The sequence below is a fragment of the Methylocystis sp. H4A genome (genome assembly GCF_015709545.1).
GTDB lineage: Bacteria > Pseudomonadota > Alphaproteobacteria > Rhizobiales > Beijerinckiaceae > Methylocystis > Methylocystis silviterrae.
In genome coordinates, this window is record NZ_JADNQY010000028.1 from 21312 (window position 1) to 41384 (window position 20073).

A 20073-nucleotide genomic window follows, 5' to 3' on the forward strand; every position below is an offset into this window, starting at 1 on the left:
GTGATGTTAAGGGTTGGGCGTTAGGGATCCCCGGATTGTCGAAGCTCCACTTAGGGGGCGTCGGAGACGCGAACATGGCGCTGGTTAATTTGGAACAGCTGTTCGAGAAAGACTTCCCCCTCGCCAACAACATCATTCTCACCGTCACGGAAGTGCCAGACTGCGAAGAGCAGCTGCTGAAACTGTTCGAACGCGCCATGCTGCGCGGCTTCGACAATCACGCGCCACTGACGCAGATCCAGCTGCCGATGGAGCGGTTTCCGGATCTCGATTCGAAGTTCTGGCACATTCCGATCGAGGATTGCGGCGCGGCCCAGGTGTTGCGCTTCTTCTTCGAAACGCCGCAAGCGCCGGCGCACTAGATCACGCTGCGTTTAGGCGGAATCGCCTAAACGCAGATGACGTGATCGAGTCCAAAAACTTAGACTAGAGCGCGCTATACGCGAAAAACCGGCGTCCACTTTTTCGCGGCGCGCTCTGACGTCAAGCGCCGTGGGCTTTTAGCGGCGTGATGCGCTGGTGCGCAGGCGTCGCCGGTTTTTTGCGCCTAAGCCTGCTCATCAGCAGATAGATCACCGGCGTCGTGTAGAGCGTCAGCGCCTGGCTGAGCAGCAATCCGCCGACGATGGTGATGCCGAGCGGACGCCGGAGTTCGGCGCCGATCCCGGTCGCGAAGGCGAGCGGCAGGGCGCCGAAAATCGCGGCGAGCGTCGTCATCAAAATGGGACGGAAGCGTTCGCGCGCCGCCGCGAGCGCCGCGTCATGCACGGACATGCCGCCGTCGCGCTCCGCCTGCAAGGCAAAGTCGACGAGCATGATGCCGTTCTTCTTGACGATGCCGATCAGCAGCAAAATGCCGATGAAGGCGATGATGGTGAATTCGACGCCGAAGAGTTCAAGCGACAGTAGCGCGCCGAGACCGGCGGACGGCAGCGTCGAGATGATCGTAATCGGATGGATGAGGCTTTCGTAGAGAATGCCGAGAATGATGTAGACCGAAAGCAGAGCGGCAATGATCAGCGCCGCCATTCCCGCCGCCACCTTGCGGAAATCGGCGACGTCGCCTGCGAATTCGGCCCGCAGGCCGCCCGGCGGATTGAGTTCCGCAATCGCCATTTCGATCGCCGCGACGGTCGCGTCGAGACTGTAGCCGGGCGCGACATTGTAGGAAATGGTCGTCGCCGGCACCACGCCCTGATGATTGACGACGAGCGGCGTCGAGCTGCGCTCTATATGGGCGAGCGCGGTCAGCGGAATCTGGGCGCCGGTCGTCGATGTCACGTAGACTCCGGCGAGGTCGCGAATGTCTCGCTGCCGTTCGGGCGGCGTTTCGTAGATCACGCGATATTGGTTGCGCTGAGTATAGATGATCGCGTCCTGCCGCTGGCCGAACGCGCTATTCAGCGCCGCGTCGATGGCGGCGATCTGCACATTCATACGGGAGGCGGCGTTGCGATCGATGACGATTTTGGCGCGAAGGCCGCCGCGCTCCTGATCGGTGGTCACGTCGACAAGCTCGGGCGCCTGCTTTAAGCGCGCCAGCACCTTGTCGCGCCACTCCTCGAGGATTTCCACCGACGGGCTCGACAGCGTGAACTGATATTGCGCCTTGCTGAGCCGCCCGCCCGCCCTCAAATCCTGGGAAGGCACCATATACACGGCCAGGCCGGGAATCTTCGCGAATTGGCCGCGCAGGCGCGCGATCACCTCCTTGCTCGACGCACGCCGTTCGTCCGCCGGCTTCAAGGCGACGAACAGCCGGCCCTGATTCATCGAGGCGGTCAAGCTTTTCGCGCCGATGAACGAGCCGACATTGGCCACATCCGGATCAGCGAGCAGCGTATCAGACGCGAGCCTTTGCAGCCGCTCCATCTCGGCGAAAGACACGTCGCCCGACGCCTCGGTGGTTCCATTGATCAGGCCGATATCGTCTTGGGGCAGCGTGCCCTTAGGAATCGTCTGGTAGAGACGCACCGTCCAGCCGATCGAGACGACCACGACAATAAGGGTGGCCCACGGATGATCGATCACCGGCCGCAGGCTGCGCGCATACAAATCGACGACCGTGTCGAGAGCGCCTTCGACGATCCGATCGAAGCGCGACGGCGGCTTCTTGCGATGCGCGGGCAAGCGCGCGCAGATCATCGGCGTCACTGTCAGGGAGATGACCGTTGAAATCCCAATCGCGAACGTCAGCGTCCAGGAGAATTCGCGCAGCAGCCGGCCCATCACGCCTTCCATGAAGAGCAGCGGTATAAAAACGGCGACGAGCGACAGGCTGATCGAAAGGACGGTGAAGCCGATCTGCTTCGCGCCCACCAGCGCCGCTTCCAGGCGGTTCAGACCGCGCTCGGCGTTGCTTTGGATGTTTTCGATCATGACGATAGCGTCGTCGACGACGAAGCCGACCGAGACCGTCAGGGCCATCAGCGATAGATTATCGAGCGAGAAACCGGCGACCCACATCGCCGCGCAAGTGCCGACCAGAGAAAGGGGCACGGTGACGCCGGCGGCTATGACCGGCGTCGAACGGCGCAGAAATACGTAGACGACCATCATCACCAGCAGGACGGAGATCGCCAGGGTGCGCTGAATGTCGTGAATGCTGGCGCGAATCGTTTGCGTGCGGTCGGCGAGCACGTTGATCTTGATGCCGCTCGGTATCCATTCCTGAAGCCGCGGCAACAGCGCCTTAATCTGATCGACCGTTTCGATAACATTGGCGTTGGGCTGCTTGGTGACGATAAGCAGCACGGCGGGCTTGCCGTTGAACCAGCCGGCGGCGTTGCGGTTTTTTGCGCCGCGCTCGACCGTGGCGACGTCGCCGAGCTTGACCACCGCGCCGTTGCGCGATGCGATGACGATGTTGCGATAATCGTCAGGCGTCGACAGCTGATCGGTCGTGGCGAGCGTGATCTCCCTCGTATCGCCGCCGAGCGCCCCTACGGAGGAGTGGGCGTTGGCGGCGTTGAGCGCGTTGGCGACGGCGTCGACGCCGAGCCCCATGGCCGCGAGCCGCGCGCTGTCGACCTGGACGCGGATCGCTGGCTGCTCGGCGCCGGCGAGGCGCGCCTCGCCGACGCCCGGAACCTGCGAAACGCGCTGCAGCATCACCGAGTCGACGGCATCGAAAATGGCGCTCGTCGGCAATGTGTCGGAGGTCATCGCCAGCACGAGCACGGGCATGCTGGATTGGCTTGCCTTTCGATAGGTCGGCATCGTTGGCAGATCGGTCGGCAGGTCGGTGAGCGCGGCGTTAAGCGCCGCCTGTACGTCGCGCGCCGCGGCGTCGATCGGCCGCGAGATGTCGAACTGGGCGATGATCTGAGTCGAACCGAGCGAATTGGTTGAAGTCAATTCATTCAGGCCGGAGATGGTGGACAGGCGACGTTCGAGCGGCGCCGCGACCGACGCCGCCATCGTCCGCGGATCAGCGCCCGGGCGCTGGGCGGAGATGCCGATGATCGGAAAATCCACCTCCGGCAGGCTCGCGACGGGCAGGAAAAAATAGGCGACGGCTCCCAGCAGAAACAACGCGCCGGCAAGCAGCGTCGTCGCGACCGGCCGCTTGATGAAGGGCGCGGAGACGTTCACTCGGCGGCCTCGCGGGTTGGCGGCTTCGGCAGTGCGCCGATCGGTTCAAACGCCTCGGCGGCGGGCGGCTCGGCCGGCGGCGAGAGCCGGACGCGCAGCCGCTCCACGGCGAGATAGATGACCGGCGTCGTGTAAAGCGTCAGCGCCTGCGAGAGCAGCAGGCCGCCGATGATCGCGACGCCCAGCGGAATACGCAGTTCGCTGCCCGGCCCATGCGAGAGCGCGAGCGGCAGCGCGCCGAAGAGCGCGGCAAGCGTCGTCATCATGATGGGACGGAAGCGCAGATGGCAGGCGCGCACGATCGCGTCACGCGCCGAGAGTCCCTCATCGCGCTCGGCGTCCAGCGCGAAGTCGATCATCATGATCGCGTTCTTCTTGACGATGCCCATCAGCAGAACGACGCCGATCAGCGCGACAATGGACATTTCGATGTGGAAGGCGAGCAGCGCGAGCAGCGCGCCAACGCCCGCCGACGGCAGAGTCGTCAGGACGGTGAAGGGATGGGCGAAGCTTTCGTAAAGAACGCCGAGCACGATATAGATCGACACGATCGCCGCGAGAATGAGCCAGGGTTGGCTCGCCAGCGACTTGTTGAATTCGGCGGCGTCGGCGCTGAATACGCCGACGATTGACGACGGCATGCCGATTGCGGCTTCCGCGTTGGCGATCATTTTCACCGCGTCGCCAAGCGAATAGCCCTCGGCAAGATCGAAACTGATTGTCGAGGCTGGAAACTGATCCTGATGCGCGACGGAAAGCGGCGCGGAGAGATTTTCCAGGCGCGCAAAAGTCGCTAGCGGCGTCTGCGGTCCGCCGCCAGGCGGCGCGACATAAAGCTTCTCCAAAGCCGACGGGTCGCGCAGATATTGAGGCGCAGCTTCAAGAATGACGCGATATTGATTCGACTGCGTGTAAATCATCGAAATCTGCCGCTGCCCAAAGGCGTCGTTCAGCGCGTCGTCGACATTTTGCGCCGTAATGCCGAGCCGCCCCATTTTATCGCGGTCGATTCGCATGAGCGTGCGCAAACCGCCCTCCTGCGTTTCGGCGGCGACGTTACGCAAGCCTGGGGTCATGCGCAGTTGATCGAGCAATCGGCCGGACCATGTCAGCAATTCGCCGCCGTCAGCGGCGGTCAGCGTATATTGAAACTGGGATCGGCTTGGCCGCGTCGTAATCTGGATGTCTTGAACCGGCTGGACGTAAAGCGTGACGCCCGGCGTTTGTTCGCCCGCCGCCTTCAGACGGTCGGCGATCTTTTCGGCGTTCTCCCGGCGCTCGTCATGCGGACGCAGCATCACGGTGAGCCGCGCGACATTGGTCGTCGCATTGAGCGGGCCGACGCCGAGCACCGATGTCACGCCGCTCACGTCCGGGTCGCGGCGAAACTCTTCGGCGATCTTCGCCTGTAGCGCCGTCATCTTGTCGAAAGACGCGTCCGACGAGGCCTCTAAAACCACCGACAGCACGCCGGTGTCCTGCCGCGGCAGGAAACCTTTGGGAATGACGGCATAGAGCGCGACGGTGAGCGCCAGAGTCGCGACGGTGAGCGCAAGCATGAACCTCTCGCGCTTGAGCGCCCAATCGAGCGAGACGTGATAAGCGCGATCGAGCGCCAGCGAAAGCGTCTCCCATCGCGATTGTCCCCGCGGCGGCGCCATCCGCAGCAGCGCCGCACAAAGCATTGGCGTCAGCGTTAGCGAGATCACTGCCGACACGACGACGGCGATCGTCAACGTCAGCGCGAATTCGCGGAACATCCGTCCGACGATGCCGGTCATGAACAGCAGCGGGATAAAGACGGCGATAAGCGAGACGGTGAGCGATACGACCGTGAATGCGATTTGGCGCGCGCCGTCGAGCGCGGCCTGGCGCGGCGCTTTGCCTTCCTCGATGTTGCGCACGATGTTCTCGATCATCACGATCGCGTCGTCGACGATGAAGCCCGTGCCGATGGTCAGCGCCATCAGCGACAGATTGTCGAGCGAGAAGCCCGCGGCCCACATGATCGCGAATGTGGCGATGATCGAGAGCGGCAGGCTGACGCCGGCGATGACCGTCGCCCGCCAGCTCCGCAGGAACATCAGCACGACGAGCACGACGAGCGCCGAGGCGATCACAAGCGTCAGCTGCACCTCGAAAATCGAGGCGCGGATCGTTACGGTGCGGTCGTTGACGATCTCCAGAGACATGCCGGCGGGAAGCGCCCGCTGAATCTGCGGCAGTTCGCTCTTGACCAGCTCGACGGTGTTGATGATGTTGGCGCCGGGCTGGCGCAACACGTCGAGAACGACCGTCTGCTCGCCATTGTGCCAGCCGCCGACGCGGGCGTTCTCCAGTCCGTCGATGACCTGAGCCACGTCGCGAAGCATCACCGGCGCGCCGTTGCGCCAGGCGACGATGATGTCGTTGTACTGACTCGCGTGCAGAATCTGGTCGTTGGCGTCCAGCATGTAAGACTGTCGCCTGCCGTCAAGCGAGCCCTTGGCGCCGGCGATGTTTGCCGCGGCGATGGCGAGGCGCAAGTCCTCCATGCCGATGCGATTGGCCGCCAGGCGCGCAAGATCGGCCTGAATGCGCACGGCCGGCCGGACGCCGCCCTGCACCGACACGCGGCCGACGCCCGTGACCTGCGAGAGTTGCGGCGCGATCAGCGTGTCGGCGCGATCGCTCAAATCGCGCAGCGTGGCGGTCTTTGAACGCAGCGTCAGCGTCAGAATTGGCGTGTCGGCGGGATTAACCTTGGCGTAAACCGGCGGATAGGGGAGATTGCGCGGCAGCGTCGAGGCGGCGGCGTTGATCGCCGCCTGAACGTCCTGCGCGGCCGCGTCGATGTTGCGGTCGAGATCGAATTGCAGCGTGATCTGCGAAAGCCCGAAAGAGCTCTGCGACGACATGCTGGTCAGCGACGGGATCTGGCCGAACTGCCGTTCGAGCGACGCCGTCACCAGCGATGAGATCGTATCGGGATTGCCGCCGGGGAGCTGCGTCGTCACCTGAATGGTCGGAAAATCGACCTGCGGAAGCGGCGAGATGGGAAGTCGCAAATACCCCATCATACCGAACAGCAGCACGGCGAACGCCAAGAGCGACGTCGCCACCGGCCGGCGGATGAAGGGTGCAGATACGTTCATCTTTGCGTTCGATTGCCTCGCGTGCGTCGGGGCGGCGCGCCGCGCGCCGCGTTTGAGCGCTGGTCTTCGCCGCCGGCGCCGACATCTTCGGCGCTTGCAGCCGAAGGCGCATTCATGATCTGAATTTTTGCGCCGTCCGTCAGCCGAGAGAAGCCGCTGGTGATGACGACCTCGCCGGGCTGAAGCCCCGAAGCGATGACTGCGATTTTCTCGTCCTGGCGACCCGTCGTCACCTCGCGCATTGTCGCGATATCGTCAGGGCCCGCCACATAAACGAAAGCCCCGTTCGGCCCACGCTGCACCGCTGGACTCGGGGTCACGATAACATTCTTCAGCGTGTCGAGCATCAGACGCACATTGACGAACTGGCCGGGCCAGAGCGACAGCGTTTGATTCGCGAAGGTCGCTTTGATACGCACCGTTCCCGTCTGCTGGTCGATCTGGTTGTCGATGACGCTTAGCTCTCCGATTTCGATCGGCGTCGCATTGTCTGGACCGAGCGCCGAGACCTTGGCCCTTCCCTGAGCCTGCGCCTTCTGCACCGCGGGCAGCGCCTGCTGAGGCAAGGTGAATACGACATAGATCGGCTTGAGTTGCGTGATGACGACAATGCCGGTCTGGTCCGAGGCATGCAGAATATTGCCGACGTCGACGAGGCGGATGCCGGCGCGACCGTCGATCGGCGAGCGGATGGTGGCAAAATCGAGCGTCGTCTTGGCGTTGTCGATCGCCGCCTTGTCGGCCCGCACCTGCGCTTCGAGCTGAGCGACGGTCGCCTTCTGGGTCGCGTGCTGCTGCTTGGACGCAAAATTGCCGACGACGAGCCTTTCATAGCGCGCGAGATCGACGCGGGCGTTGGCGAGATTGGCCTCGTCCTGCGCCTTCTTGGCGAGCGCCTGATCATATTGCGCCTGATAGAGCGCCGGATCGATTTCGGCCAATATGTCGCCCTTGCGGACGTCCTGTCCCTCGGTGAAGGTGAGGCGCAGCAGCCGCCCGTCGACCTGCGTGCGGATCGTCACCGTGTTGAGCGCCTGCACGGTGCCGACGGCGTCAATGGTCACGGGAACGTCGTCGAGACGCGTCTTCGCCGCCGTCACCGTAACGATGCGGTCGCCGCGCGGACCGCCGGAACGCGCCGCGCCGGGACCCTGGTCCCTGGCGCCGAATCCGGGAATCTTTCCGGCCTGATACGCCCAGCCCAGGGCGACGGCGAGCGCGAGCGCGCCGATCGCGAGCAGCGTCCTTCGGCTGACGCGGGTCATGGCCATGGTCCCCTGTCGGCTTCATAGGCCGCGTTGGAGCGGGCGATCTCGATTTCGCGGGTCGTCGGCCCCCAGCCGCCGCCGAGCGCTTGATAGAGGCTCGTCGCCGCCTGAAAATGAGAGAGCCGCGCGATGGCGAGCTGTTCCTGCGTCTGGAAATAACTCGTTTGCGTCTGCGCCAGCGTCACGATGTCGATTGTCCCTTCCCGCAGAGTCATTTCCGCCGCCTCCAACGCGCGGCGGGCGGCGGTCACCGCGACGCTCAGGAACTTCATCTGGCGGTCCGTCTCGCGTATTGCAATCAGCGCGTTCTCGGTTTCGGACAACGCCGTCAGAATTTGCTTGCGGTAAAGCGCCGCGAGTTCCGAGTAGCGGCCTTTCTGCAGGTCATATTGCCCCTGCAGATTCCATCCGTCGAACACCGGCTGCGTGATCGTCCCGGCGAGCTGTATGGCGATGGCGTCCGGCCGCAAAAGCAGCGTCGAGAGCAGCGCGCTCTGGAAGCCATAGAGGCTGGTCAAGGTTAGAGACGGGAAAAAGGCGGCCCGCGCCTGCAACACTGAAAATTCCTGCGACGCGAGTCGCGCTTCCGCCTCGGCCACGTCGGGGCGGCGTAGCAGCACTTCCGACGGCAGACCCGGCGCAATCCGAGGGAAGCTCAACCGAGTCAGCGAACCGCCGCTGATGGTCATGCTTTCGGGCGTCTGTCCGAGCAGCACTGCAAGATTGTTGCGGGTCTGGCGCAGGGTCTGTTCGAGCGGCGGAATCGTCGCCTGTTGCTGGGCAAGGATGGTTAGCTGTTGCGACGTGTCGAGCACGGTCGCCACGCCCACTTCGAGCCTTGCGTTGATGGCGTCCATGACCTGCTGGGCGATCGTGACGTTCTGGCGGGCGATGCGCAGACGATCCTGAGCCGTGAGCACCTGGAAATAGGCGTTCAGCACGGCGGCGACGGTCGAGATTTCGACGACGTCGCGATCGAAGCGCGAGGCGTTGGCGAGGATGCGCCCGGCCATGGAGGCGTCCTCGTTTTTGCCCCAGAAGTCCACTTCATAGCTCGCGGTCAGGCCAAGCTGGAAAAAGCCGAAGTTGCGCGCGCGGAAGCCGGAGCTCGAGGTAGAGGTCGAACTCGAACTCGACGTGGTGGCCGGATTAAATCCGCCGCTTGCGGAGCCGACGTTGATCGTCGTGCCGGGAGTCCGCGTCGTGCGGGCGATATTCGTCATGGAGACCGACGGCCATTGCGCGGCGCTTGAAATGCGCGCCTGAGCGTCGGCTTGGGTGATGCGGGCGATCGCCGCCGCGAGGTCGAGGTTGTCGTCGAGCGCGCGCTCGACGAGCCCGGTCAGCTCCTTCGAGCCGAATTTGACAGCGAAATCCCGTCCTCCGGAAATCGGCGGCTGCGGATGCGGCTTCGCCTCTATGAACCGCGCCGGCGGCGGCGCCGACAGATCGGGCTTGTCCCACTCAAGATCGCAGCCGGCGAGCGCCGCCGCGAGCGTCGCGGCGGCCGCCAGCGCTGGTCGAAAAGAGCGAGACAGAGCGGGCGCGGTCAAGTAGCAGACGTCTCCAGAGGAACCGCGGGAACGGCCAGAGCGTCCCCTTCCTTAAGCGCCAGTGGAGGCGTGGGGAAGGCCCGTCGCTCGTCTCTGCAATTCGCGAACGCGCTGCCGCTGGTCCGAAGACCTGACGAGCGACGAGTTGCGGGCCTCTAAGCGGCGGCGGGGAGGCGCGCGATGGCCGTCAACGCGCGAAAAGCTGTGAATTCTAAGCTCGCGCGGCGCGCCGCGACGGTCAAGTTACCTATCGGTAAGGACCGTCCCCGCCGCGCGCCCCATCGGGCCGCTATTCCGTTGCGGCTGGAGGGGCTGTCGTCTTGCCCTTTCCCGGCTTTGTCGCCTTGGCTGCAGGCTTCGCCGTCTCCTTGGCCGCTGGTTCGTGGGCTGCGGGTTTCGCCGCAGCAGGCTCCTTCGCGTCCGGCGCGGGCGCGGCCGTTTTCCCGGCAGGCTGTCCGGCGGGCTTGGCGTCGGCCGCCGGCTTGGTCGGTCCGGAAACCTTGGTCCAGGTCTCGCTTTGGCAGAGGAAGGCGACGAGGCAGCCGGTCATCGTCAGCGTCGTCGGCGAATCAAGCGCGATCTTGCCGATGTAGGTCTTGCCGCTTTCGGGATCATTGATCTCGCCCTCCCAGTGGTTGGGCGTTGTTTTGGCGGCGTTGCGCAAGACCTGCGGGGCCGGTGAGCCATCTGGCATCGCTTCGATCCCCTTGGCGCAAAGCTTGCCCGAGCAGTCGTAGAATTCCAGCTTGTCGTCCGGATGTCCTTCGCGAACCCAGACGCCGTAAACGGCGTCGACGGCGTACGCCGCCGTGGGGGCGCAGAGGGCGGTCGCCATCGCGATGCGTAGAAGTGCTTTTCTCATGACGCCGGACCTCTGTTCGGTTGCGATGAATATGATTCGCTCAAAGTAGCGAACGGCGGAACGCCGACTCCGTCAAGCCACGTCCCCCGCATCCTTTGCTGGCGCGCGTGGCGGCCCAAGAAACGCCGGCACGATAATGAAGGCGGCGAGCAATGTGAAGAACAGCGCAATGGCGAGAAGTTGGCCCATGCTCGCCGTTCCGGGATGGCTCGACAGGATCAAGCTGCCAAAAGCGGTTCCCGTCGTCAGAGAACTGAAAAAGATGGCGCGGGTTAGGCTCGACGCCAACATGTCGACGACGCCCTTTCGCCAAGCGATCACATAATAGATGTGGAAGGCGACGCCGACGCCAAACATCAGCGGCAGCGCAATGATGTTGGCGAAATTAAGCGACATGCCGAGCAAGTCTGCGGCCTGAAGGCTCATGATGCCGGCGAGCACCAGCGGGCCCAGCGTCAAGGCGACGTCGAGCGGATTGCGCAGCGCCACCGCCAGGATGATGAAGATCGCGATAAAGGCGTAGAGGCCAGCTTCGAGAAATGCGCGCGTAATGGTTTTTTGCGCTTCCGACACAATCACCGGCGGACCGCTCGCGTCCGGCGCGATTGCTTGCATCGCTTGTGCGAATTCGGTCATGACGACACGGTCGTTGCTGTCGCCTTTGGGCGTCACCTCGACGCGCACCAGGCCGGTGTTGGAAATCCAGTCGCGACGCAAATCCTCGGGCAGCGTGTCGATCGTCACGCGCTGCGCTTGCAGCGCCTGACGGATTTCGCCGAGCATCTTGTCGAAGCCGCCGAACACCGCCTGGCGCGCCGCCGCACGCGTCTCCGGGCTCGCCTTGGCGAGAGCGTCGAGGTCGTCGGCGAAGCGCGTCACGGCCGGGATGGGCTTCTTCGCCGTCGCGCGGCGCAGCGCCTTGGCGGCGTTCGTCAGCGCCTTGACGGTCTGGGCGTCGCTTGGCGGCGATTTCATCTTGGGATTCAGCACGCCGCGCAATTGCGAAACCGCCATGTCGACGAGGGCGAGCTTGTCGTCCTGATCCTTGGGGACCAAGGAGTCGATCGAGTCGACGTGGTCGACTTCAGGCAGCGCCTCGATCTTCTTTTCCAGTTCGCGCGCGGCTTCGATCGACGGCGCGAGCACCTCGATCTTGTTTGGGGCCGTCTTGGGGTCCTTGGAGAGATCGAGAAAAGTCGCGACCGATTCCACCCTCTGATCGCGCAGGTTCATCGGATTGGAGTCGAAAGTCAGATGCATCAGCGCCGGCATGCCGGCGAGCACGACGATCGCCGTGGCGATCAGCACGAAGACCCGGTGATGCGCGATCCAGTGATCCACGGCGGCGAGCGACGTCGTCGCGATCGGCACATGCTCCGCGCGCGGGCGCAGCAATTTGATCGCCGCAGGCAAGAACGTGAGGGTCGCGACGTAGGCGACGATCATGCCGACGCCCGCGATGAGTCCAAGTTCGGACACGCCGCTGAACGAGGTCGGCAAAAAGCAGAAGAAGCCCGCGAGCAGCGACACCGCGGCGAGCGTCAGCGAGCTGCCGATGCCCCGGGTCGCCGAAAGCAGAGAGCGTTCGAGATTGTCGTCGCTGTGCCGTTCTTCGCGATAGCGGGTCGCGAACTGGATGCCGAAGTCGACCCCAAGCCCGATGAACAGCGCGGCGAAGGCGACCGAGATCAGGTTGAAGCGGCCGATCATCAAGATCCCGAGCCCCGACGTGATCGCGAGACCTGCGAGCAGGGTGGCGAGGACCGCGAGAATGAGCTTTGGCGAACGCAGCGCGGCGAACAGAATGAGCGTCACCACGGCGAGCGTGCCAGTGGTGTTGAGAGTCATGTTTTCCGAGATGGTGGCGAATTCGTCGTCCGCGAGCGGCACCTGACCCGTCAAGCGCAGCTTGACTCCGTGTTCTTCGTCGAGATGCAGGTCGGCCGCCGTCTTTCGTACCAGCCGGATCGCGTCGGCGCCCGGCTCAAGGTCGGAATAGTCGACGACCGGCTTGGCGATCACGATGCGTCGCTTGTCCATTTCAGGCGCAGCGGGCGCGCTTCCGTCCGACGCCAGCAGCTTGCCCCAGTCGACCTCCGCCTGCTTTCCAGCGAGCGCTTGTTCGATCCCGGCGGAAAACTCCTCGACGCCGTTGATGTACAGTTTCATGGCGCGTTCGCTGCCCGAGGCGGACTTGAAGTTGTCCACGAGCACGCTCGACAGGCCGCGCAAACTTGGATCTTCGGCGAGCGGTTCGAGAACGTCGCGCTGGCCGATCATCACGCCGACATGTTTTTCGATGTCGGGGACCGGCAGGAACAACAGGCCGTTCTTGCGGAAATATTCGTGCTCGTCCGGGCGCCATACGCGCGACAGGAGGGGCTTGTCCTGTAGGGCCGCGTTGAGACGTTTCGCGGCGTCGTCGGCCTCTTCGCTGGTCTTGCCGTCGAGGACGACGACAATGACGTCGAGGAGGTCCGGGAAGGCTTTGTAGAGCGCCGCTTCATTCTTGCGCCAGGGGATATCTGGCGAGAAAAGATTTCCGGTCTCCGTATCGATGGCGAACCGCTCAGCGGTGACATATACGCCCCCCGCCGTCAGACAGAGAGTGAGCAAAACCACTGTCCAAGGCCAGCGGAGGCAAAAGGCGACCAGCTTTTCAAGCATTCCGTTTTTCCCGCCTTCTGGCGTAAGACCTCATATGAGCGGGAACCGGCGCTCCTGGGTCGGGTTCCTCTATACAAGCGCGCTGCGCGACCACCAAGGCGGCTTACGCCGAAACCTTAATGGCGACGCCGTGCGCCAATTTAACGCCGCCTCGTCACAAATACGTCAGCCACCAGAGATCGCGGCGTCGGCGCTTCACCTCCGCAAACCAGCGGCACAGCGGGTACAGCGCCAATACAATCAATATCCACGCGACGTAAGCGCCCGCGAGCCCCGCGCCGAATTCCGGCGGCGGGCCCCCGCCTTTTGCCCAGGCCGCGACGTCTTCCAGGGAATAGCCGCGCGCCAAGGTGAGCGCCAGCGCCGCGAGGGCGCCGACGTAAAGATGCAGGACATAAAAGAACAACGGCGTGCGGCCGAAGACCGTCAGCGCCTCGCCGATTCTTTTTCCGGCGCGCGCCAACGCGGGCAGCGTCAACGCCGCGCCGCCAAGCGTCACCAGAAGATAGAGAAGCGAGGGCGGGTATTTCGTGACGTTGAGAAAGGAGAGCAGGGTGAAGACGGAGTCGCGCTGCACGCTCCAGGGACGCGGATCGCCATAGAGATTGGAGAAGCGCAGCACGACGAAAAGCGCCAGCGCCGCGCCGCCAGCAAGATAAAGCGTGCGGTCGCGCAGGATCGCCGGCTTGAGGAACAGCGGCCCGATTCCGTAACCCAGCGCGCCGACGCCGATCCAGGGAAGCGCCGGATAGAGGACGCCGCCCGGCACGCCGAAGGGCAGTTTGCCGGGTTCGTGCAGCAGAGACCACCACGGTCCGAACGCGCCGAGGTCGGCGGCGTGAATCCCATCGAGAAGATTATGGCCGAAGATGATCGCGACGCCGACGAGCAGCACAATTCGCGGCGATAGGCGCGAGAGGGCGGCAAGCGCCACGAGGCTGCAGCCGATCGCCCAAAGCGTCGACAGTTCGACCCGGCCCCAGCCCATGCTCCAGATCGGGCTTATGATGGCGACATCGAGCAGGATGAGCCACAGGCCGCGCGCGGCCAGAAATTTCGAAAGCGCCGCAGGGTCTTTCACCTTCACGCCGTAGAGATAGGCGCTCACTCCGGCGAGAACGGTGAAGGTCGGCGCGCAGAAATGCGTGATGAAGCGCGTGAAGAACAGAAAAGGATAGGTGTGATCGAGATCCGTCGGCGAGAAGCGCATGACGTCCGCGTCGAAGAAGTCGCGCATATGGTCGAGCGCCATGAGGACCATGACGAGGCCGCGCAGCCGGTCGATCTCCGGCAGCCGGTGCTCGTCATAGAGCGGGTTTTGCGTTCCGCCTATCCGAGCTTGGCGAGGCCGGGAAACAGCTCCAGTAGCCAATAGGACATCTCCTGCACGCCGCCTGTGAGAAATGCGACGCCGGTAAAGACGAGCAGCACGCCGACGATCTTTTCGACTTTGCCGAAATGCCGGCGGAAACGCGCGACGAAGGCGAGGAAGCGGCCGAGCGCCAAGGCGGCCAGGATGAAAGGCAGACCGAGGCCGAGCGAATAGGTTGCGAGCAGAGCGGCGCCGAGCGGCACCGTCTCCTGCGTCCCGGCGACGGCGAGGATCGCGGCGAGGATCGGCCCGATGCAGGGCGTCCAGCCGAAGGCGAAAGCGAGGCCCATGACATAGGAGCCGAAAAGCCCTATCGGCTTCGTGAACTCGGCGCGCTTCTCGCGATACAAAAGGCTGACCTTCAGCAGGCCGATAAAGTGCAAGCCCATCAGGATGATAATCCCGCCCGCGACCCAGGACAGGATATGCAGATTGGCGCGCAGCACGCCGCCGAAGGCGCTGGCCGTTGCGCCAAGCGCGACGAAGACCGTCGTAAAGCCAAGAACGAACAGAATCGACGACAGCAGAATGTCGCGCCGCGCGCGGGAGCGGGTCTCGAGTTCGAGATCCTCCATGCTGACGCCGGCGAGATAGGTCAGGTAGGGCGGCACCAGAGGCAGGACGCAGGGGGAGAGGAAGGACAGTAATCCCGCCGCCGCAGCAGCCGGGAATGTGACGTCCGCCATTAAGGGTCCTCGTTAGGTCGCTCGGCGCTTCTGCCACAGGCGGGCCGTCCCGCAAAGGCGTACGCAAGAAGAAGCCCCGCCGAAGCGGGGCTCTTAATCGGTCCGGTCGACCGTTTAGTTGTTGCGCTGGCCGAACAGGAACAGCAGCGACTGGAACATGTTGATGAAGTCCAGATAGAGCGAGAGCGCGCCAAAAACGCTCTTCTTCTGCGCGACTTCATAGCTGTCGCTGCTGTAATACATGTCCTTGATGTTCTGCGTGTCCCAGGCCGTCAGGCCGGCGAACACCAGAACCGCGATGATCGACAGCGCGAACTGCAGGCCGGTCGACTGCAGGAACAGATTGACGAGGCCGGCGATCACGAGCCCCCAGACGCCCATCACCAGGAAGGAGCCGAAGGCCGACAGATCCCGCTGCGTCATGTAGCCGTAAAGGCTCAGCCCGCCGAACGCCGCGGCGGTAATGAAGAATACCCGCGCGACCGATACGCCCGTGAAGACGAGCAGAAGCGAGGACATCGACAATCCCATCACCGCCGCGAAGGCGATGAAGAGATTGCGGGCCGTCGCCGCGGAAATGGTGTTCGCGCGCGCGCCGATGAAGAAGATGAACGCCAGCGGCGACAGAATCACCACCCATCGCAGCGGCGTCGCGTAGAGCATGTGGCCGAAGGACGTCAGTTCGATCGCGCCGGGCGCCACCTTGGCGACAGCGAGCATATAAACGCCGAGCGCGACGAGCCCGGTCACGCCGAGGCCGAGCGTCATATAATTATAGACGCCAAGCATATAGGCGCGCAGGCCCTGGTCGATCTCAGCCGTTGTCGGCCGCGCGACCCCGCGCCCGTAGCCGAAGCTGGTGTTGCGGTCGAAGTTGGACATGTGATCCTCTTGGTCTGGTTGGCTGTTCCGCGCTTCCGATATGGGAAGCGCACCCCAGCCTCGCGCTGAATATGGCTCCGCCTTAATTGGGTGGCAAGCTTTCCACGAATGAACTCTTGTTAAGGTGGTTTTTAAGGTCGTTCCACGACCGAGCGCAGACTTACGATATTTTTTCTGATTTCCGTCAATTTTTATTTCGCGCTGCAAAATCGATTCCTCGGCGCGGCGTTCGTTTGAGCGCCGGCGATCCCGACGGAGCCGCGCGCGGAAAGAGCCCCCCACGTTGCGCAGCGCGGAAACAGCGACTGATCGTCGCACCCTTGCTGAAGCGACGAAATCCGCTAACATCAAGCCTCAGGCGTTGTTAGAGCGGCTCCCTGGAGCGTAAGCGTCACGGGGGAGCGGCTGTGCGGCGCAAAGGCAACATTTCTGAGAGTCGCGTGTTCTTGTCACACGAAGACCCAGGAGGTCATCATGCGTGATGGTGGAAATCCGGAAGCGCATCCCGCGCCGGATGTGGGTGAAGATCGCCTCACGCCGCGGGACGCTTGCCGTTTCGCGAGAGGCTTTCGCCTCGCGATTTTTTTGGCCGCTGCCGTCGCCGTGGCGATGGTCGCCGGCGCGCCCGCTCCGGCCGAAGCGCATGGGCGCTTGGGGGCGGCCGAAGGCCGGTGCCGGCTCTTCATTGGCCCGGATATCATGAATTTCACCGGCTATCTGCCGGAAGCGTCCAAGAACGAATTCTGCGAGGACATTCCGGCCACCGGGCCGATTATCATGGTTTTCGACGCGGAGCAGGAAGAGCTGCGCGACATGAAGGTCGAGCTGCGCATCGTCAAGGATGTCGGCGGGGAGGAGAAGGAAAACGAGGATCTCCAGGCCGTCACTGTCGCCTACCGGGAACCCAAGAGCTATCCGACGGGCACCATCAATTTCGAACATACGTTCAATGAACCCGGGTATTTCGTCGGCATCGTCACCGTCACAGGCGATCACGGAGAGCGTTGGGTGTCGCGCTTCCCCTTCTCGGTGGGAAAGAGCTTCATGCGCGACCTGCCGATCTATCTTACGCTCGGCCTCGGCACGATCGCCGCCTTCGCGATCTATCTCGTCCATCGCCGTCGTGAGACGACGGCTACGGCCAAGGCTCACAAACCCCCGCCGCCGCCTCCACCGACTGCGCCAGACGAGGATCACGGACCCGAGGCGACTCCGGCTGAGTGAGAGCGCCTCGCGTTGGAGCGTCGCCTTAGCTATGCGCCGGCGCCATTCGCGCCGGCGTTTTTTTTGCTTGGCGCGTCACTGGTAGGCGCCGCCGCCGTCGATCTGTCGGCCAATTTGCGCAATCGCCTGTTGATAGACCGAAGCCGCGTTCCACGCCTGGATCGCCCCGAAATTGCTTTCGCCGGGCTGATAGCCGCCGCCGGCGCGCCAGCCATGGGCGTGAAGGAAATTCGCCGTGGCGTTGAGCGCGGGCGCCGCGCTGTCGAGGTTGCCGCCTCCGCCGTAATTCAGGATGTTTTTCGGCAGGAACTGAGTCTGGCCGATCTCGCCATGCATGGAGCCGCGGGCGTTCGGCGACAGCGCGCCCCGATCGACCAATGTCAGCGCGGCATAGAGCTGATCGGTGAAATAGTCGGAACGGCGGCAGTCATAAGCCAGCGTCGCCACGGCCGACAGCGCGTGCTGGTTGCCATGCACCGCGCCAAAGCCGGTCTCCATTCCCCAGATCGCGAGAAGTGGTCCCGGCGGCACGCCGTAGCGCTGCTCGATCTGGGCGAAGAGTCCGCCGTAGGACCGCTTGAGCGCGCGGCCGCGCGACACGATGGCCGAGCCGCCGCGCTTGGCGAGGAACTGGTCGAGCGAAAGGCGGAAGCTCTTCTGGCCGCGATCGGCGGAAATCGTCGCCGCGTTGTAATGGGTGCCCATCAGCGCGCTGATGCCAGCCTGACCTATGCCGTGGCCGCGCGCTTCCTGGGCAAATTCCTGCTTCCAATTGTCGAAGCCCGCCGCCGAGCGTCCACACTGGGCCGCCAGTGCGGGATGCGAAATTCCAACAAACGCGAGCGTAATCGAAATTTTGAGGACAGTCCGCATAGTCTGTTTCCTTTTGTTTAAATTTCTGAACTCGCTTCCGTCGTGGCCGTCAGGCGCGGCCGCCGCGGCGTTCCAGCTCTCTCACATCGCTTCCCGCTTCAGCGAGAGCTTACCTCGAATGGCCGTTTCTGCGCCACCGTCACATGGCGGCTCCACATGGCGCGTCGTAAGCTCGGCATTGAACGTCCGACCGCGGCTGTTCTCGTTCAAGTGACGCTTGCGTTAGGGGGGTGTTCGAGCCCACATTTGGCGCGCCTCCAACTTGACCAAGTCGGAGTCTAGCCCAGGATCATTGACGCACGCCCTCAGTCAGCTAGCATCGATCATTCGTGTAGACCTCATGCGTTCCCGGATGATCGTCGCTGCAGCCTTGAGCGCAGGAGCGGAGCCGGTGAGTGGGGATAAGATTTTGCAGGAAATTCTCGAAAGCGATTGGACGCTCGGCGCCTTTAAACGCCGCGAAGACACGCGGCGAAGCAGCGAGCGCAGCTCTTCCCCAGGCGGCGCCGACACCCGCGAAACGCGCCGCGCTCACGACGGATCCGGCAATAATTGGATCGCTGAAGCCTTCAGGCGCCGGCAAGAGGACGAGCGCGAAAAAGCGGCGAGGCATCAATCCCGTAGCGCGCATACGCATGCGGCAAGCAAGGAAGTTCCCGTCGATAACTGGCTCATCGAGGGCTTCAAGCGTCACCAGCAAGAAGAACGGCGACGCGAAACGATCGCTGGACCGGATGAAGCGGAAGCGGCGGGCGTTAGCGACGACCATTCCATTTCAGATCTGGACTCGTCGCCGTCGGATGACGGCGTCGCGGTGGAGCGCATCAGCCTGTCCGAGGATCGCGGATCTGCGAACCAAGACGCGGCGACAGGCGCCAATGATGAAGCTTCAGCAACAGCCCTTGTGCCTCTTGTAAGCCGCCACGACGGAACGGTTCTCGACAAGCCGCCGCGCCGCGCCGGCCGAACCATCATGATCGCCGGCCTCATCGTTGTTGGCGGTTTGGTTTCCGTCATTGGCGTCACAACAGCGCTGTGGGGCCCTTTCGGCTCGACCAATGACGCCAATGCGCCCGGCGCGCCGCAGAAAAAAACGGAAAAGACTAATCGCAGCCGGAGCGCATTGCCCAAGGCGGAGACGTCCGACGCCCCGGCGCCAAAGCTCATGGAGAATGGAAGCGCGCCGAAAAACGACGCGGCGACACATCCGAGCGGCGCCGCGCCGGCAAGGCCGAGCGACGCCGCAATCATTGCTGCGCCTCCAGCCGAAACGCCGGAAAACTCGAAACCGAATCCGGTTGCGCCGGGCGCCGGGCAGGGAAGCAAAGCGCCGTCTCCATCCCAAGAGCGTGAGCAGGGAGACAAGGCTCTCCATGGCAATGAGGCTGCGCCAGCGGCGACTCTGCCGGCGCCGGTTCCGCGCGCCGCCACGGAAGCCGCCTCGCCTGCAAAGCCGGACAAGAATTCAAATGCGGAGCCGGCGGCCGTGGCGCCGGAACGATCGCGTGAGCAGATCAGGCCCGACCAGGAGCAAAACGCCTCTGAGTCCAAACGCGGAGCAGTCAATACCGGCGCGGACGCCAAACCCAAGCATCAAGCCAAGGACAGGAACGCCAGCCATCAAACCTCTAGGAAGCCCGACGGCTTCTCCACCTTCCTGAAGCGCACCGCGAATTCGGTTCGCAAGTTTTTCGGACGGCTCGGGGAGAAGCAGTAACGATCGCCGTTGATCGACGCAGTCGCCCACAATCGATCGTCGCCGCCGGCGCGATGCACTTGCCGCGTCAAACGCGCGAACGCTTGAAGGCGCACGAACTGCCCGATGATCCCCGCTGAATAATCTACCAGGGAGCAGAAGCTCGCGCGCCGCTCTGAAGGAGGCGGCGATGCCTGCCGTTCGCGCCTGGAAGTGGACCAGCCGTGCGATGAGGCCCATTTGAAGAGCACGTGGGCCGACA

General features: G+C 63.6%; 13 protein-coding genes. 3 read left to right on the top strand and 10 right to left on the bottom strand.

Annotated elements, in window-relative coordinates:
• The first annotated feature begins 74 nt into the window (after positions 1 to 74).
• Entirely contained in the window at positions 75 to 362 is a 288-nt protein-coding gene (locus IYW40_RS16825) for a hypothetical protein (RefSeq protein WP_196401458.1), read from the top strand.
• A 121-nt stretch (positions 363 to 483) separates the two neighbouring features.
• On the opposite strand, the gene IYW40_RS16830 is transcribed toward IYW40_RS16825, so the two are convergent.
• The 9 genes from IYW40_RS16830 to IYW40_RS16870 all read right to left on the bottom strand — a co-directional run bounded on the left by IYW40_RS16830 (position 484) and on the right by IYW40_RS16870 (position 16018).
• Positions 484 to 3594, bottom strand: a complete 3111-nt coding sequence (locus IYW40_RS16830) for an efflux RND transporter permease subunit (RefSeq protein WP_196401459.1) — start codon at positions 3592 to 3594, stop codon at positions 484 to 486.
• A complete protein-coding gene (locus IYW40_RS16835; protein ID WP_196401460.1) occupies positions 3591 to 6728 on the bottom strand; it encodes an efflux RND transporter permease subunit in 3138 nt (1045 codons plus the stop codon). Before IYW40_RS16835 ends, IYW40_RS16830 begins: the two co-directional genes overlap by 4 nt.
• Entirely contained in the window at positions 6725 to 7993 is a 1269-nt protein-coding gene (locus tag IYW40_RS16840) for an efflux RND transporter periplasmic adaptor subunit (RefSeq protein WP_196401461.1), read from the bottom strand. The genes IYW40_RS16835 and IYW40_RS16840 overlap by 4 nt, the downstream gene beginning before the upstream one ends.
• Complete coding sequence (locus IYW40_RS16845; RefSeq protein ID WP_196401462.1) at positions 7990 to 9549, bottom strand: efflux transporter outer membrane subunit; 1560 nt, start codon at positions 9547 to 9549, stop codon at positions 7990 to 7992. Before IYW40_RS16845 ends, IYW40_RS16840 begins: the two co-directional genes overlap by 4 nt.
• A 289-nt stretch (positions 9550 to 9838) precedes the next feature.
• Complete coding sequence (locus IYW40_RS16850; protein WP_196401463.1) at positions 9839 to 10411, bottom strand: DUF2147 domain-containing protein; 573 nt, start codon at positions 10409 to 10411, stop codon at positions 9839 to 9841.
• 72 nt (positions 10412 to 10483) lie between these two features.
• Positions 10484 to 13078: an MMPL family transporter gene (locus tag IYW40_RS16855; protein WP_196401464.1), complete on the bottom strand. Its 2595-nt coding sequence runs from the start codon at positions 13076 to 13078 to the stop codon at positions 10484 to 10486.
• Between the two features lie 154 nt (positions 13079 to 13232).
• Positions 13233 to 14450: a heparan-alpha-glucosaminide N-acetyltransferase domain-containing protein gene (locus tag IYW40_RS16860; protein WP_246720877.1), complete on the bottom strand. Its 1218-nt coding sequence runs from the start codon at positions 14448 to 14450 to the stop codon at positions 13233 to 13235.
• Entirely contained in the window at positions 14408 to 15136 is a 729-nt protein-coding gene (locus tag IYW40_RS16865; protein ID WP_196401465.1) for a cytochrome c biogenesis protein CcdA, read from the bottom strand. Before IYW40_RS16865 ends, IYW40_RS16860 begins: the two co-directional genes overlap by 43 nt.
• Positions 15137 to 15250: 114 nt before the next feature.
• Complete coding sequence (locus IYW40_RS16870; RefSeq protein WP_196401466.1) at positions 15251 to 16018, bottom strand: Bax inhibitor-1/YccA family protein; 768 nt, start codon at positions 16016 to 16018, stop codon at positions 15251 to 15253.
• 474 nt (positions 16019 to 16492) lie between these two features.
• Here IYW40_RS16870 and IYW40_RS16875 point away from each other — a divergent pair, with 474 nt between their 5' ends.
• Positions 16493 to 17242 carry a hypothetical protein gene (locus IYW40_RS16875; RefSeq protein WP_196401467.1) on the top strand — a complete coding sequence of 250 codons (750 nt, stop codon included), beginning with the start codon at positions 16493 to 16495 and terminating at the stop codon, positions 17240 to 17242.
• Between the two features lie 75 nt (positions 17243 to 17317).
• Here IYW40_RS16875 and IYW40_RS16880 read toward each other — a convergent pair whose 3' ends face one another.
• Entirely contained in the window at positions 17318 to 18115 is a 798-nt protein-coding gene (locus IYW40_RS16880; protein WP_196401468.1) for a lytic murein transglycosylase, read from the bottom strand.
• A 391-nt stretch (positions 18116 to 18506) separates the two neighbouring features.
• Here IYW40_RS16880 and IYW40_RS16885 point away from each other — a divergent pair, with 391 nt between their 5' ends.
• A complete protein-coding gene (locus IYW40_RS16885; RefSeq protein ID WP_196401469.1) occupies positions 18507 to 19832 on the top strand; it encodes a hypothetical protein in 1326 nt (441 codons plus the stop codon).
• Positions 19833 to 20073 lie beyond the last annotated feature (241 nt).

What these genes read in the sequence shown, in the direction of transcription:
- IYW40_RS16840 (WP_196401461.1), bottom strand. Translation starts at nt 7,993, where the DNA reads ATGACCCGCGTCAGCCGAAGGACGCTGCTCGCGATCGGCGCGCTCGCG.
- IYW40_RS16850 (WP_196401463.1), bottom strand. Translation starts at nt 10,411, where the DNA reads ATGAGAAAAGCACTTCTACGCATCGCGATGGCGACCGCCCTCTGCGCC.
- IYW40_RS16870 (WP_196401466.1), bottom strand. Translation starts at nt 16,018, where the DNA reads ATGTCCAACTTCGACCGCAACACCAGCTTCGGCTACGGGCGCGGGGTC.
- IYW40_RS16880 (WP_196401468.1), bottom strand. Translation starts at nt 18,115, where the DNA reads ATGCGGACTGTCCTCAAAATTTCGATTACGCTCGCGTTTGTTGGAATT.
- IYW40_RS16875 (WP_196401467.1), top strand. Translation starts at nt 16,493, where the DNA reads ATGCGTGATGGTGGAAATCCGGAAGCGCATCCCGCGCCGGATGTGGGT.
- IYW40_RS16865 (WP_196401465.1), bottom strand. Translation starts at nt 15,136, where the DNA reads ATGGCGGACGTCACATTCCCGGCTGCTGCGGCGGCGGGATTACTGTCC.
- IYW40_RS16835 (WP_196401460.1), bottom strand. Translation starts at nt 6,728, where the DNA reads ATGAACGTATCTGCACCCTTCATCCGCCGGCCGGTGGCGACGTCGCTC.
- IYW40_RS16825 (WP_196401458.1), top strand. Translation starts at nt 75, where the DNA reads ATGGCGCTGGTTAATTTGGAACAGCTGTTCGAGAAAGACTTCCCCCTC.
- IYW40_RS16855 (WP_196401464.1), bottom strand. Translation starts at nt 13,078, where the DNA reads ATGCTTGAAAAGCTGGTCGCCTTTTGCCTCCGCTGGCCTTGGACAGTG.